Origin of the sequence: Flavobacterium subsaxonicum WB 4.1-42 = DSM 21790 (genome assembly GCF_000422725.1) — a bacterium.
GTDB classification, from domain to species: domain Bacteria; phylum Bacteroidota; class Bacteroidia; order Flavobacteriales; family Flavobacteriaceae; genus Flavobacterium; species Flavobacterium subsaxonicum.
In genome coordinates, this window is record NZ_KE383912.1 from 51,733 (window position 1) to 67,860 (window position 16,128).

The window sequence follows — 16,128 nt, forward strand, 5'->3', positions numbered from 1 at the left end:
TTAAACGTACGGTGTAATTTATTCTGCTTTTTGATTTTCCTCTATCAGGAGGTCACTCTTTTCAAACTCAGTAGGTGTCATTCCAAAATGCTTCTGGAAATTCCTGCCAAAGCTTGTCTGCGATTTATAGCCCACCATTTCGGCTACTTCATAAATCTTCATGTTGGTGGTTTTAATAAGCTGTGCGGCCTTTTTAAGGCGGCTAAGGTTAATCAGTTCGTTAGGCGATAAATGCGATATCTCTTTAATGCTCCTGTATAATGTAGAGCGGCTCATGTTCAGGTAATCGGCTAATTTATCTACGCTTAGTTCCTGGTCTTTAAGGTTGTCTTCTATAGCCTTATCCAGTTTAGAAAGGAATGTTTTATCTGAATTGGATGTGGCAAGCGATTTTAAATGCGCCAATGGCGAACTCGAAAAATGCCCTAAAATATTTTTACGGTTCTCTATAAGATTAAATATCTGAACCAACAGATAATCTATAGAAAACGGCTTGGTAATATAAGCATCGGCTCCGGATTCCAACCCCTCTATCTTGGCATTAAGGGCACTTTTAGCCGTTAATAAGATAACAGGAATGTGGCTGGTTTTCTCGGTCTTCTTAATCTCTTTACACAGCTCGATACCATTCTTAACAGGCATCATTACATCGCTAATAACCAGTTGCACCTCGTGTTTGTTGATCATTTTCCAGGCCTCGTCGCCATTTTTGGTCAGGATCACATTATAGCTTTCAGAAAGTTCAGAATAGATAAACTCTGCTAACTCCTCATTGTCTTCGGCTACTAAAATTACGGGGGCCTGTCTGTCAAATTTAACCGTAACATTTTCGGCAACAGCCTTAGTAGCCCCCTGAGAGCCCTTAATGGCGGTAAATTCTTCGTTTTGATGTATGGGTAACCGCAGCACAAAGGCGTTCATCCTGGTTTCGTTGGCATCTACCTGTAGTGTACCGTTGTGCAATTCTATTAACGAATGCGCTAATGATAACCCGATACCCGTACCCGTGCTTTGCGCGTCTGCCGGAAGGCGGAAAAATGGCTCAAAAATCCGTTTTCTAAGATGCGAAGGGATGATATGCCCATCGTTTTTTACGATGACTTCAAAATGGGTGTCATCATACTGCAGTGCCACCTGAATATTTTTTTTAGAATATTTAATGGCATTGCTAAACAGGTTGCTTAGCACTTTTCTAAAAGCTTCTTCGTCTACAAATGCCAATAAATTTTGAGTGTCGTTCTTTATCTCGAAATTCAGGTTTTTATCCTGTATCAGCTGGCTAAAACGCACGTATGTTTCTTCTAAAACTTCAGCAACGTTAACCTGCACAAAGCTTAGTTTCATATGCTTCATTTCGGCTTTTCTAAAATCTAATAATTCGTTTACAAGATTTAAAAGGCGCGATGTATTTTTTTCCATGATCCCTAAATTTTTAGGAATATCGGGCGACTTGTATTTCTGCTTCAATAGCTTTTCTAACGGGCTATTAATAAGGGTTAGCGGCGTACGTATTTCATGCGCTATGTTGGTAAAAAATTCGATTTTAGCCTGGTAAATCTCACGTTCCTTCTCATTCTCTAACTGGCTAATCTTAAGGTTATTTTTATTACGGGTGTACCTGTGATAGTAGCGCAGCGAATAATAAGCCATTACAACCAACAATATAAAATACAACGTATAAGCCACTTTACTGGCATAAAATGGTGGTAAAATGGTAATAGCCAGCACACCATACTCTTTATTCCAGACCCCGTAGCTGTTAAGTGATTTTACCTTAAAAACATAATCGCCGGCAGGCAATTCGGTAAAGCTTACTTCATGGTTTTTGCCCAGTGCCATCCAGTTATCGTTAAGCCCTTCAATTTTATACCAGTACTGCGTCATCTCGGTCGATGTAAAACTAAGCGATGCAAACTCCAGCTTAAAAGTAGACTGCTGATTACTCAAAGTAATAGCATCTGAGAAAATGATTGATTTCTGCAAAGGCGAATCGTCTTTACCCACGGGCACATCTTTATTATCAATAAAAATATCGGTAATGTAAAGCGGCGGGTTAAAAGTGTTTTTGGTAAAAGCATCGGGGTTAAAGCTAATCAGGCCCTTAACGCTGCCAAAATACATTTCGCCATTGCTATCCTGAAAAGCCGAACAGTAGTTAAACTGGCCGCTAAGCAACCCGTTAGATTTAGAGAATACTTTAAGGTCGTTGGTTTTCGGGTCAAATTTTATAAGCCCGTTAGAGCTGCTTATCCATAATTTTTGATGCCCATCTTCTAAAATAGAATAGGTAACGTTACTGGGCAGGCCATCAGCTTTAGTGTAATGCTTAAAATTTTTAGACGATGGGTTAAAAAGGTTCAGGCCATTTTCTGTAGTAACCCACAGGCGGTTTTGGCTGTCTTCAAAAATACCGTTAATAACATTAGAGCTCAGGCTCGTGGCATTATTACGCTCGTAGCGGTAAAAGCTTTTCTTTTTGGTTTTGGGGTTGTAGTAATAGAGGCCATCCCAGTAGGTACCGGCCCACAGGGCACCGTTGTGGTCTTCTATAAGGTAGGTGTAATGAAACATTTCCGGGAAACCCTCAGCCGGCTTAAAAGAGTCCGACTCCGGCAGGTATTTATACACCCCGTACGATGTAAGCACATAAATATCGTGAGCTTTAGTCTCGTAAAGGTAGAAGATAAAGTCGCTCTTAAGGCCGCCCCTGCCCTGCCCTGTGCCGTAATGCTTGATTATTTTTCCGGTTTTAATATCCATTACGTCCAGGCCGTGCTCAAAAGTGCCAATCCACAGTTCGTTGCCGCGCGGCAGCAGCCCGTGAATGTTATAGTGCGATAATCCGCCCCTGTTAGACGATGAATAGTTTACAAACGCACCCGTTTTAAGGTCCAGTTTATTGAGCCCGGCATCTTCGGTACCAATCCACAGGTTGCCAAAATTGTCTTTTTTAATTTCGCGTACGGCATTGCCGCTTATGGAGTTCTCTCCCACCCTCGGAAAATAGCGGTTAATGGGCGTATACGGCTTTGGGTAGTAGTTAACGCCGCCAAAGTAGCTGCCTATCCAAACGCCCTCTTCCTTATCTAAAACAAGGCTGTAAATAGCATTATCTGATAGCGAATAGGGGTCGTTATAATTCTTCTTGAAATTTTTGTAGGTACGATTCTTAGTATCATAAATAAAAATACCCGACTCGCTGCCCACCCAAAGCTCGTTGGTGCCCTTTACCAAAAAATCGCGAATGAAGAGCGGGTTTTCCTTTTCGGGAAACATAGATTGCAGCGACTGGTTAGATAAATTATAGGTAAATGCACCGTTATTATTAGTGCCTATTAAAATAGCGTTGTTGCCGTTGGTGGCAATTGAGGTAATAATTGCGTGAGGCGCCTTATCGCCAAAATCAACGTGCATTTTCTGGAACGAGTTATTTTCGGGCACATATTTAAAAAGCTCATTAGCCGATGCTACAAAAACCTCCCCCTTTTTATTATGGGTTACAAAGTTGGCGTAAAACTGATTGTATTTCTCCGGCCTTGCAGCCACGCCATCGCCATCCAGCTTATACAAGGCACCTGCGGCCACAAACCACAGGCTGCCGTTTATGTTGCTCTCCACATCCATAATTGGCAGGTTGCGAGTGGTTTCTATCAACGAGAACGACTCAGTTTTTTCGTCGTACCTAAATAAACCGGTCTCTGTGCCCACCCACAAATAATCGTTATACTCATACAGGCAGCGTATAAAATTACTGCCAATACTTTTTGGGTCTTTAACATTGTGCTGAAAAAGCTTGAAGCTGTAACCATCGTACCGGTTAAGGCCATCTTTAGTACCAAACCACAAAAAGCCCTTACTATCCTGCAACATGCAAATAACCGAATTGTGAGACAATCCGTCTTCTACCTGCAAGTGCTTAAACGAATAATTTTGCGCTTTTACAACGGTACATATCAGAAGCAGCAACACATATAAGTACATCTTTTTCATACCTGCAAAATAAGTCAAGTTAACGTTTTCGTGAGCATACACAGCGTGTCATTTTTCAACAAATCCTGTCACATTCGCTTTTTTGAAAATTTAAAATGCCATTTGACACGTTTTGAACAAAAATTGAAACATTTCTATACTATTGTGTGGCACGAAATTAATCTACTTTTGAAAACGATATAGTTGTAAAATTTTTACGCTTAAAATTTATTATTTATTAAAAAGGCTGCTATTAATTGTTTTATTGGCAATTGCACAATAGCCCTATAATAGTAAAAGTAGCATTAAAGCCGCAAAACAGTACAATTATTTCGTCAAATCGTTTCAACCAACCTAACCCAGTACAATTTCTAAAATGAAATTTTATGAGAACTATTTTAAAATCTGTTTTTAACACAAAATGCCTCGTACTGCTGGCTGTTCTATGCGCACAATATATGTGTGCGCAGGATATCAAGCCGGTGTCGGGCGTTATCAATTCATCAGATGGAAAACCGGTGCCCTTTGCCAACGTTGTGGTCAAGGGTACGTCTAACGGCACATCGGCAGACATGGATGGAAATTATTCTATTAATGCATCTACAGATGCTATTTTGGTGTTTACCAGCATTGGTTTCCAGACCCAGGAAATCGCGGTTAACAACCAGTCTACTATCAGCGTGACCCTGATGGAAGATGTTGCCCAGCTGGAAGAAGTAATTGTTGTGGGCTACGGTACACAAAAAAAGAAAGACCTAACCAGCGCTATATCTATTGTAGATGCCAGCCAGATACAAAAAAGGCAGAGCACCACAGTGGCAGAGAGCCTGCAGGGCCTTGCAACGGGTGTTAGCGTGCGCGGCGGCGGGCAGCCCGGGCAGGAAGCAAGGATTGAAATTCGCGGACTTAAAAACCTGCAAAACTCTAACCCGCTGTATGTAATAGATGGTAACATTACCACGGCTAACCGTGATTTTAACCCTAATGATATAGAAAGCATCCAGATACTTAAAGATGCGGCAGCAGCAGCCATTTACGGGTCGCGTGCGGCAAACGGGGTAATTATTATTACTACTAAAAAAGGTAAAAAAGGGCCGCTTAAAATAGAGGCAAGCTCTAAATTAAGTATTACCAGTGTGCCTACTTACGACCTTGCCAGTAGAGACGAGTTTGTAGCCATTACAAACATGGCGTATGACAACGCAGGTGCGCCAAGGCAAAACCTTAATCTTGGCGTAAATACCGACTGGCAAAAAGAAGTATTTCGCACCGGTATGATACAGGACCAGAACGTAAGTTTTTCGGGCGGTGGCGATAATTCTACCTTTTTTATGTCGGCCAACTATTTTGGTAACGAGGGTACTGTTATAGATACTGATTTTGACAGGCTGTCTTTTCGTGTAAACACCAGCGGCAAAAAAGGTATTTTTAGCGTGGGCGAAAACCTGGCTCTGTCTAACTCTAAAGTTAACGAAACCGGTGGGCCGGAAGCCATGAGGGGTAACCCTTTTATTGATGCCATACGCATGTACCCAACCATACCGGTACGAGACGACCGTAACCCGGGCGGCTATGGATATGGCGAACAGGGTGTGGCAAACACGTTTGCAGCTAACCCCGTGGCTATTGCCAACCTGATAGATCAAAACGTAGAAAACTTTAGGGTAAGGGGTAATTTCTGGGCAGAGATACAGCCGTGGGAATTTTTAAAATACCGCTTTAACTTTGGTTACGAAACCAGTTTTGACCATTTTGTATACCTGCGCAGGGTGGGCAACTGGACGCTTAACCAACCGGCAGACCCCTCTTTAACCAACCAGAACAGGGCACAATCTCAAAACAAACTATTTGAAAATACTATTACATTTACTAAAGATTTTGGCAAGCACAGTATTACTGCCCTTGCAGGTACTACCTATCAAAAACTTACCTACGAACAGCAGAACGGCCAAAAACGAAACCTGCTTACAAACCCTAATACCGGCTCTTATTTTGATGTGCTCGACCTAGGCGACAATCCGCAGGTGGGGGGTTATAAGAATGAATCAGCGTTGTTATCGTACCTGGGCAGGCTGGAATATAATTATGATAACCGCTACCTTTTAAATGCGGTTATACGACGAGATGGATCATCTAAATTTAGCGATGCCAACAAATGGTCAAGCTTCCCGTCGGTATCGTTAGGATGGAGAATTAATAACGAGTCGTTCTTTAAGGTTAAAAACATAAACGACCTTAAGCTGCGTATTAGTTATGGCGAGCTTGGCAGTGGTAACATTGGCGAATACGAGTACCTTGGCTATGTTAATACCTTTGGTGCCGCAGTATTTGGATCTGAACAAAACCTGCAATCGGCAGCCACACAGGTAAAATTATACAACCAGAACCTTAAGTGGGAAACCCTTAAACAAACCAACTTTGGTTTTGACCTGGGCATGTATGAAAACAAGCTTAATATAACCGCTGACTATTTTATTGCTAAAACAGAAGATGTACTTTTTGGCTTCCCGATACTTATGAGTACCGGTAACGATGGCGGTAACCCTATATCTAACGCTGCAACGGTACAAAACAAAGGTTTAGAAATCAACGTGGCATTTAACGATAAAATAGGCGAAGATTTTAGCTATAACGTAGGTGTTAACTTTACATCGTTGCGAAACAAACTGGTAAGCCTGGGCAACGGCTTAAACGAAAGCTTTTCGGGCAATACCGTAACCCGTGCGGGCCAGCCGGTGGGTATGTGGTATGTACTGCAAACAGATGGCCTTTTCCAAAACCAGGACGAAATTAGCAGCCATGTAAATTCGGCAGGGCAGGTTATACAGCCGGATGCAGCCCCGGGAGACCTTCGTTATAAAGATATTAATGATGACGGGCAAATTACAAACGAAGATAAAATTGTAGACGGCAGCCCGTGGCCTGATTTCGAAATGGGCTTTAATGCGGGTATGGCTTATAAAAACTTCGATTTTTCCATGAACTGGATAGGCTCTTTTGGCGCCACGGTTTACAACGGCTACAGCAGTATTGTAGATGTTATAAACGGCGACCATAACTATGCGGCAGGCGTACAGCCCTGGACTCCGGAAAACCCTAATACCTCTACCCCAAGGGCTTATTACGGCACTACGCTTAACAACCGTGGCGACAGCGACCGCTTTCTTGAAGATGGCAGCTTTGCAAGGCTTAAATACATAGGCATTGGCTATACCCTGCCAAAAGATATGCTTTCTAAAATTGGTTTCGACAGGGCGCGCCTTAGCGTATCGGCACAAAACGTTATTACCATTACAAAATACGGCGGCCTTGACCCGGAATTTACCAACAGCAACATTTTTGAAAGAGGTGTCGATTTTGGTGCATTCCCTAACGTGCGCACCTATTCTGTAGGCGTAGAACTTGGTTTTTAATCAAACAAATAATTGCAACCATGAAAAAAATAGTATTATATACAACATTACTAAGTGCGCTCCTGTTTTTTAATTCGTGTAACGACGAAGATCTGGAGCTTACTAACCCCAATGCCCTTACTACAGACCAGTTTTGGGCTACCCCAAGCGATGCCGAACAGGGTGTTAACTCCATCTACGCCATGTTTTATAAAGACGGGCTTTGGTCCAGGTGGATGTATTTTAGGATGGACCTGACATCTGACGAGGGCTTTAGCAAAAGCCCGTGGATAGAACTGGCCGACTGGACCCGCTTTAACTACGTAAACTATAACTTTTGGGAAGGCAACGGTGTAACGTGGAGAGATACCTACAAGGCTATATTTCGCTGTAACCAGGTATTGGCAAACGTGCCTGAAATTGAATTTACAGACCCTGCCAGAAAAGAATCGATTCTTGCCGAAGCTAAATTTTTAAGGGCACTGCATTATTTTTATGCAGCAGAGCTATGGGAAAACATTCCGTTGGTACTGGACCCCTCTACCCCGGGCGACCTTCCTCCTCAAAAAACAAAACAAGAAATATTTACCCAGGTAGAAACAGATCTTAATGAGGCGTTCCAGGCACTGCCCCTTACATGGGCGGGCGAAGATATTGGCAGGCCTACCAAGGGTGCCGTAAAAGGCTTTTTGGCAAAGCTGTACATGCAGCAGCGCAAATGGAGCGAAGCCAAAGCTGCAATGGATTATCTTATAAGTGGCGAGGGGGCTATGTACAGCCTTGTTTCTAATTATAAAGACAATTTTACCGATTTGAATGAGAATAATCCTGAGTCGGTTTTTGAAATACAGTTTGGTGGCCAGCGCCTTGGCGGTACAGATGAGGCTGCAAATGCAGCGGTATCTAATACAAGGGCACAGTTTTTTGCACCCCGCAGTATAGGATGGTCAGACGGGCAGGCACGCAACTGGATGGTTGGCCTTTTTAAAGAAGAGCCTAACATTAACGGAGGCATTGATGAGCGACTGCGCCACACCCTGTTCTACGCCGATATTGAGGCCGATTTTGGCGACCTTATTTACGGCAGGCATTGGGAGTGGGACGCCGATGAAGCATGGTTTAGAAAAGGCCAGAGGGATTATTACCGTAATAACGAAGACTATTACTCTCAGGTAAATTACAGGATGATACGCTACGCCGATATACTGCTAATGTATGCCGAAGCACTTAACGAGCTTGGGCAAACTACAGAGGCCTACCAATATGTAGATTTGGTAAGGGCAAGGGCTAAAATGGCACCGCTGGCAACGGCACACCCCGAAATTGGCAGCAGCCACGACCAGTTTTTGGCCCGCCTTAAAAAAGAAAGGGTGTTAGAACTGTGCGGCGAAAGTGTACGCTGGTTAGACCTTAAGCGCTGGGGCGACCTTGAAACCCAGGCCGGTGTAGATGCAATTGCAGAAAGAGACCCTGATTTTAACGGCTTTGTGGTAGGCAAAACCATACGTATGCCTATACCGCAAACCGAAGTGCAAAACAATCCTAATTTACAGCAAAACCCCGGTTACTAATACAATAAAATTCCCGGGGCAGCTTAAAAACTGCCCCGGGATATTTCCTTAAAAAATTAATAGAATGCGAAATCCTTTTTTTAAATCAGCCATTTTATTCTTTGCCTGTAGCATGGGTTTCGCACAGCAGCCCAACCCACCGGGGCAGGTTAAAAGCGGCGAAAAAGCAGTAAACCAGGCCTACCTTTTTGCCCACATGACGCACGAAGATTACGGCAGGCTTTACTACTCTGTAAGTACCGATGGTTTGCACTGGTATCCGCTTAACGGCAAAAAACGCGTTTTTGAAGACTACCAGGGGCATCCGGATATTGCCAAAGGGCCGGACGGCAACTACTATATTGCCGGAAACAAAAGCGATGCATCGCCCGATATTACTATATGGGTATCAGCCGACCTGATAACGTGGAAAAAACACAGCGTTTATACGCCCAACCTTAAGCAGGTGCCCAATTACCCCGATGCTATGCAACGCATAGGTGCCCCCAAGTTGTATTATGATGCGCCATCGGGCAAATTTATCATGACCTGGCACACACCGCACCAGGAAGGCACTAAAGATGATGGCGAGCGGTATTGGGCCAGCCAACGCACACTGTATGTGCTAAGCAAAGACCTGAAGACGTTTGAAGGCCCGCCCCAAAAATTATTCGACTGGAATTTTGGCACCATAGATGTTAGCATCAGGAAAGTGGCCGACAGCTATTATGCCATATTAAAAGACGAGTCGTACCCAACGTTGTACTGGACAACCGGAAAAACCGTAAGGATAGCCAAAGCGGCATCGCTTACCGGGCCTTACTCGCTGCCGCAGGAGCCTATAAGCCCTAATTTTAGGGAGGCCCCTACCCTTATACCCTCGCCAGATAATAAAGCATGGTATATGTATTACGAGCAGTACCCGGGGGTTTCTTACGGGTTATCTATAGCAGATAATTTAAACGGCCCATGGTATCAGGCCAGCGGCTATACTTTTTTTAGCGATTGGGATAAGTACAGCCTGCCACAGCACGTTAGGCATGGCTGCATGATAACCCTTTCGGGCAAAGAGTATGAAGCCCTTGTAACAAAATTCGGAATAGAAAAATAGCCCCAAAATGAGAAGAAAGTTATTGTTGCTGGCATTGTTTGTATTTGCCGGCATGTTTGCCCAGAAAAAAACATTTACCAACCCCCTGCTGCCTTCGGGCGCAGACCCGTATAGTACCTACCATAACGGTTATTACTATTACACGCACACCCTTGGCGATAAGCTGATACTTTGGAAGACCAAAAATTTAGCCGACCTTAAAAATGCTGAAAGCAAGGTAATATGGACACCCCCCGCCGGTACCGAATATTCTAAGGAGATCTGGGCGCCGGAGTTTCATATCATCAACAATAAATGGTATGTGTATTTTGCTGCCGATGGTGGCAGCAACAACCAGCACCGCATGTATGTGCTCGAAAACAAATCAGAAGACCCGTTTAAGGGCAGCTGGGAGTTTAAGGGCAAAATTGCCGCCGCACCAGACAGGTGGGCTATAGATGGTAACGTGTTTACCTACAACAACCAGTTGTACATGATTTGGAGCGGCTGGGAGGGCACCACCAACGGGCAGCAAAACATTTACATTGCCAAAATGGCCAACCCCTGGACACTGGGCAGCCAGCGCGTTGTAATATCGCAGCCTACCTACAACTGGGAAAAACAGGGCGACCTGGACGACCCCGTTAACCCACCCCATGTAAACGTAAACGAGGGCCCGCAGTTTTTGCAGCACGGCAAAGATGTTTTTATAGTGTTCTCGTCGAGCGGGTGCTGGACCGATTTTTACAGCTTAGGATTACTACAGCTTACCGGCCCCGATTTACTAAACCCGCAAAACTGGAAAAAGCACCCCGACCCTATTTTTGTAAAAAGCGAGGCCAATGGCGTATACGCGCCGGGGCATAACTCGTTTTTTAAATCGCCCGACGGTAAAGAAGACTGGATATTATTCCACGCCAACGATAACCCCGGCGAGGGCTGCGGCAATAAACGATCGCCCAGGATGCAAAAAATAGAGTGGAATAAAGACGGTACACCTAACCTTAAAATTCCGGTTTCCAACAAAGAAGTTTTACCAATACCAACTGAATAAATACAACAAAAAATGAAGAAAATTTTAATTTTAATTGCCTGTTTTGCAAGTTTAACCTTAGCGGCACAAGGCCAACGATGGAGTACAGAAAAAGCCGATAAATGGTATGCCGAACACAAGTGGATGACCGGCGCCAACTTTATACCAAGCACCGCCATAAACCAGCTGGAAATGTGGCAGGAAGCTACCTTCGACCCTCAGACTATTGATCGCGAGCTGGGTTATGCCCAAGGCATTGGTTTTAATACCATGCGTGTGTTTTTGCATAGCCTTGCCTATAAAGCCGACCCTAAAGGTTTTAAAAAGCGAATAGATAAATACCTCGAAATTGCCAACAAACGCGGCATACTAACCATGTTTGTATTTTTTGATGATTGCTGGAGCCCAACATCGGCCATTGGCAGGCAGCCGGAACCAAAAACAGGCATCCATAATTCGGGCTGGCTGCAAGACCCGGGGTTTCCGGCATCTGAACAAAGGGCCGATGATAAAGAACTACAGGCTTATGTAAAAGATATTTTAACCACGTTTGGCAAAGATAAAAGGATATTGCTGTGGGACTTATACAACGAGCCCGGTAACAGCAATAAGGGCGACAAGAGCCTTGCTCTTTTAAAAAATGTATTTAAATGGGCACGCGAGGCCAACCCTGAGCAGCCAATATCTGTAGGACTTTGGAAATGGGATTTTGTAGCGCTTAATACCATACAGGCACAAAATTCTGATGTTATTACCTACCATTTTTATGAGGCTGTGGCCGATCATCAGCGTGTTATAGAGCTGCTTAAAACGCACGACAGGCCCATGATATGTACCGAATATATGGCACGTACCAAAAACAATATCTTTTCTAACAACATGACGCTGCTTAAAAAAGAGAACATAGGCGCTATAAACTGGGGGCTTGTGGCCGGCAAAACCAACACTATTTATGCCTGGGATACCCCTATGGCCACCGGAGAAGAGCCGGACACCTGGTTTCATGACATTTTTAGGAAAGACGGCACACCATACCGCCAGGATGAGGTTAACCTTATCAAAAAACTAAACGGGGTAAAATAAGTATGAAAGTATATAAAATCGCAGCTGTGTATGCTTTGTCGTTCCTGTTTTTGGCTTCGTGCCAAAATACTAAGAAAGAAGAGCAGCCCGGCAAAGAAACCGCTATGGATACCAACCTTGACACCCATCTTAAAAAACAAGATTTTGATACCGCTATAGATGGTAAAAACGTAAGCCTGTATTACATTAAGGCCAGTAACATAACCGTTGCCTTTACCAACTATGGTGCCCGTATAGTGGGGCTTTGGGTTAAGGATAAAAACGGAAAAATGACCGATGTGGTAGTGGGCCTAAACAGTACTAAAGCCTACCAAAATTCTACCGAGCCCTATTTTGGCGCTACCATTGGCCGTGTGGGCAACCGCATTGCCAAAGGCACTTTTACGGTGGACGGTAAAGCCTACCACATTCCGTTAAATAACGATGCGAATAGTTTGCACGGTGGCTTAAAAGGCTTTCAGGGGGTGGTCTGGAAGGTAGAACAACCCAATGATAAAACGTTGGTATTTACGTATAATTCGCCGGATGGCGAAGAAGGCTTTCCCGGTAACCTGGGGGTTAAAGTAACGTATAGCGTAGACGATTCTCAGAACCTAAAAATGGAATATGAGGCCACAACCGACAAAAAAACACCGGTAAACTTAACCAACCACGCTTTTTTTAATTTAAATGGCGAAGGTAGCGGCACCGTACTTAATCACAAGGTTAAGATTAATGCCGATAAGTACACCCCGGTTGATGGCGGGCTTATTCCGTTCGGGAATTTAGAGGCCGTTGCGGGTACGCCGTTCGATTTTACGGCATTCCACACTATTGGAGAGCGTGTTGCAACCGATAACGCACAGCTAAAGAATGGTAAGGGTTACGACCATAATTTTGTGCTTAAAACCGCTGCCTCCAAAGCTATGAACGAAGCTGCCACTGTGGTAGGCGATAAATCGGGCATTGTAATGACGGTTACTACGCAAGAACCCGGCCTGCAGTTTTACAGCGGCAACTTTATGCAGGGCAAAAACACGTTTAAGTCGGGTGCGAAAGACGATTTCAGGACGGCCTTTGCTATGGAAACCCAGCACTACCCCGATGCCCCTAACCAAAAGGCGTTCCCTTCTATCATTTTAGAGCCGGGAACCACGTATAACACGGTTTCAGAATATCATTTCAGTATCGAAAAATAATAGCATGAAAAATTATATAACCGTATGTTTCCTGCTGTGTTGTGCATGGCTTAGCGCGCAGGATAAGAACCCACTACTGGCCGACCCCACCATTTTTGAGAACGAGGGCACCTACTACCTTTACGGTACCAAAGGTGCTAAGGATGTTGATGGCGAAGGCTTTCAGGTGTACACGTCGACCGATCTTAAAAACTGGAAAAAACCGGCTGCCAACAACGGCTTCGCCTTTAAAAAAGGAGACGGTTATGGCACCACCGGCTTTTGGGCCCCGCAGGTTTTTAAGTACAATAATAAGTTTTACATGGCCTATACCGCCAACGAGCAAATTGCCATTGCAAGTAGCGATAGCCCGGCAGGGCCGTTTAAGAATGATGGCAAGCCCTTAGCGGCCGACGTTAGGCAAATTGACCCTTTTATCTTTTTTGATAACGGTAAAATTTACCTGTACCACGTGCGGCTGGAAAACGGCAACCGCATTTTTGTAGCCGAAATGGAAAACGACCTGAGTGCCATTAAACCGGGTACGCTTAAAGAGTGCATTACAGCCACCAAACCGTGGGAGGATACCGAAAAAGTGAAATGGACCGTTACCGAAGGGCCTACCGTTTTTAAGAAAGATAACCTGTATTACCTGCTATACTCGGCTAACGATTTTAGGAATAAAGATTATGCCGTGGGCTGCGCTACAAGCAAAAGTCCGCACGGGCCGTGGGAAAAGCCAGATAGCCCTTTTATATCTCAAAGCCTTTTAAAATATCCGGGCACGGGGCATGGCGATGTGTTTTATGATAAGAAAGGGAGCATGTATTACGTGTTTCATACCCATTTTTCTGAATCGGAAGTGGCACCAAGAAAAACAGCTATCATCCCGATTACCCTAAAGGGCAAGCAGTTATCTATCGCAAAAGGAAAAAATATTATTTGGTTAGTTTTATAATTATTAGGGTTTCGTTTAAAAAGGTCAGAAGTACATTTTTGGGACAGGAGTGACCCGGAAATTTAGGCACGGCGACCACTAAAAGTCCGGTAGAAATACCGGGCTTTTTCTTTTTCTAAACTACAGCAACTCTATCCGTTCTTCCTCTAAATCAAGATACAGCAAATGCCTGCGGATAATATCCTCGTCTATATTGGGGTGCCTGTTCTTATCGGTAAGCCAATCGCGTTGCAGGTTCAGTATCGCGCGGTACACGTCTTTACTCTCGCCCGTCATCACAATAGTATCGGCGCCCAGTTTATCCATATCTTCCCATTTACGGGCTATCTGCTGTAGCAGGGGTTCGGTCTTTAACTGGTCGCCATAATTGGCATGTAGCTGTTCGAGGCCGTAATGCGATAGCTTTCGCCTAAGCTTATTATACATTTCGTCTTCAGGCATGGTATAATCAGGATCGTGCATCTCTAATTTTTTAATGATCCACGGCAGTGTTAACCCCTGCAACAACAGCGTTGTAAGTATCACTACAAAGGTGATAAAGAGGATGAGGTTGCGCTGCGGAAAAACATCGCCATTATCTAACTGCACCGGTATAGACAGTGCCGCCGCCAACGATACCACGCCCCGCATACCCGACCACCCCAGTACCAACGGGGCTTTTATACCGGGGTTACTGGCATCGGCAACCGTTATAAAATTACGGGCTATTAAGGTGGTAACCACCGCGGCAATGGCCGAAACTATCCTCGCTACTATTAACACTGCCGTTATAAGCAGGCCGTAGCCAATGGCAGGCCAGATGCCTGTTTTTTCGAGCCCGGCAGTAATTTCAGGCAGGTCTAAACCTATAAGCATAAATACGAGGCCGTTAAGTATAAACACAAGGCTTTCCCACACGTTAACACTGCGCAGGCGCGAGCTGCTGCTTAAAAATTTAAGGCGGTATTGCGACAATAATAATCCGCCGCTTACCACGGCAAGCACGCCGGAGCTGTGCACTTCTTCGGCCGCTATATAAATAACGTAAGGTGTAAGGAGCGTAAGTACAATATCGCTGTTAACATCGGTAGGCAGGTATTTGTGGAGTTTCATAATTATAAAACCCACCAACAGGCCAATGCCCACCCCGCCAAATACCATCCAGGTAAAGCTCAGGGCTGCCTCATGCCAGATAAACTGGCCAGTGGCAACGGCTATTAAGGCAAAGCGGAAAATTATTAGCGATGAGGCGTCGTTAAGCAGGCTTTCGCCCTCTAATATGGAAGAAAAACGACGGGGGACTTTTACGAATTTAAGGATGGCACCGGCACTAACGGCGTCAGGCGGAGAGACTATGCCCCCCAACAAAAAGCCCAGAGCCAAAGAGAAGCCCGGTATAAAATAATTGGCTACCAATGCTACCGAGAGCGCTGTAAAAAACACCACGATAAAGGCAAAGCTGGTGATGATGCGCCGCCATTTCCAGAGCTCTTTCCACGAAATAGACCATGATGCTTCGTACAATAACGGCGGCAGAAAGATGACGAAGATCAGCTCGGCTTCTATGTGCAGTGTAGGTATGCCGGGAATAAAACTAATACCCAGGCCGGCAAGCACCAGCAATACCGGATAGGCCACCCTGATTTTTTTAGCCAGCATGATAACCCCCAGTATGGCTGCAATTAAACTGAGGTAAAACGGAAAAGTATCGAGCATCCTTATTTAAATAATTGACTATTTAAAAGTGAATTTAAGAAAATTGTTGCTATAAAATACTTACAACCGCAATTACTTTAAATCAGCATCCCAAACTTTTATGTAGCCTATAGAATCCCATTGTGTAGTATATTTATGTATTCCTACTAATACTGTATCCTTTAAAAAATTTTCTTCTAAGTAGATCGTCAGATTATCAAT

The 16,128-nt window shown here is 44.3% G+C and carries 9 protein-coding genes; 7 read left to right on the forward strand and 2 right to left on the reverse strand.

All coding sequences use genetic code 11. The features are described 5' to 3' along the window. Positions 1-18 precede the first annotated feature (18 nt). On the reverse strand, positions 19-3,990 hold the full coding sequence (locus G509_RS0120170; RefSeq protein ID WP_026993196.1) for a hybrid sensor histidine kinase/response regulator transcription factor: 3,972 nt from the start codon (positions 3,988-3,990) through the stop codon (positions 19-21). A 365-nt stretch (positions 3,991-4,355) separates the two neighbouring features. On the opposite strand from G509_RS0120170, the gene G509_RS0120175 reads away from it, so the two are divergent. From G509_RS0120175 to G509_RS0120205, 7 genes are all read left to right on the forward strand, one after another. Beyond that, positions 4,356-7,382: a SusC/RagA family TonB-linked outer membrane protein gene (locus G509_RS0120175; protein ID WP_026993197.1), complete on the forward strand. Its 3,027-nt coding sequence runs from the start codon at positions 4,356-4,358 to the stop codon at positions 7,380-7,382. 20 nt (positions 7,383-7,402) lie between these two features. Then, a complete protein-coding gene (locus G509_RS0120180; RefSeq protein ID WP_026993198.1) occupies positions 7,403-8,932 on the forward strand; it encodes a RagB/SusD family nutrient uptake outer membrane protein in 1,530 nt (509 codons plus the stop codon). 64 nt (positions 8,933-8,996) lie between these two features. Then, the gene (locus G509_RS0120185) at positions 8,997-10,022 is read left to right on the forward strand and encodes a glycoside hydrolase family 43 protein (RefSeq protein ID WP_035739400.1); all 1,026 of its coding nucleotides are present in this window, start codon (positions 8,997-8,999) and stop codon (positions 10,020-10,022) included. Positions 10,023-10,029: 7 nt separating this feature from the next. Next, the gene (locus G509_RS0120190; protein WP_026993200.1) at positions 10,030-11,055 is read left to right on the forward strand and encodes a glycoside hydrolase family 43 protein; all 1,026 of its coding nucleotides are present in this window, start codon (positions 10,030-10,032) and stop codon (positions 11,053-11,055) included. A gap of 12 nt (positions 11,056-11,067) precedes the next feature. Continuing rightward, complete coding sequence (locus G509_RS0120195) at positions 11,068-12,117, forward strand: cellulase family glycosylhydrolase (protein WP_026993201.1); 1,050 nt, start codon at positions 11,068-11,070, stop codon at positions 12,115-12,117. 2 nt (positions 12,118-12,119) lie between these two features. Continuing rightward, positions 12,120-13,295 (forward strand): aldose epimerase family protein, encoded by a 1,176-nt coding sequence (locus G509_RS0120200; protein WP_026993202.1) that lies wholly within the window; start codon positions 12,120-12,122, stop codon positions 13,293-13,295. A 4-nt stretch (positions 13,296-13,299) separates the two neighbouring features. After that, positions 13,300-14,232 (forward strand): glycoside hydrolase family 43 protein, encoded by a 933-nt coding sequence (locus G509_RS0120205; protein WP_026993203.1) that lies wholly within the window; start codon positions 13,300-13,302, stop codon positions 14,230-14,232. A 120-nt stretch (positions 14,233-14,352) separates the two neighbouring features. Here the strand turns inward: G509_RS0120205 and G509_RS0120210 are convergent, their stop codons facing one another. After that, entirely contained in the window at positions 14,353-15,927 is a 1,575-nt protein-coding gene (locus G509_RS0120210) for a Na+/H+ antiporter (protein WP_026993204.1), read from the reverse strand. Positions 15,928-16,128: the final 201 nt, after the last annotated feature.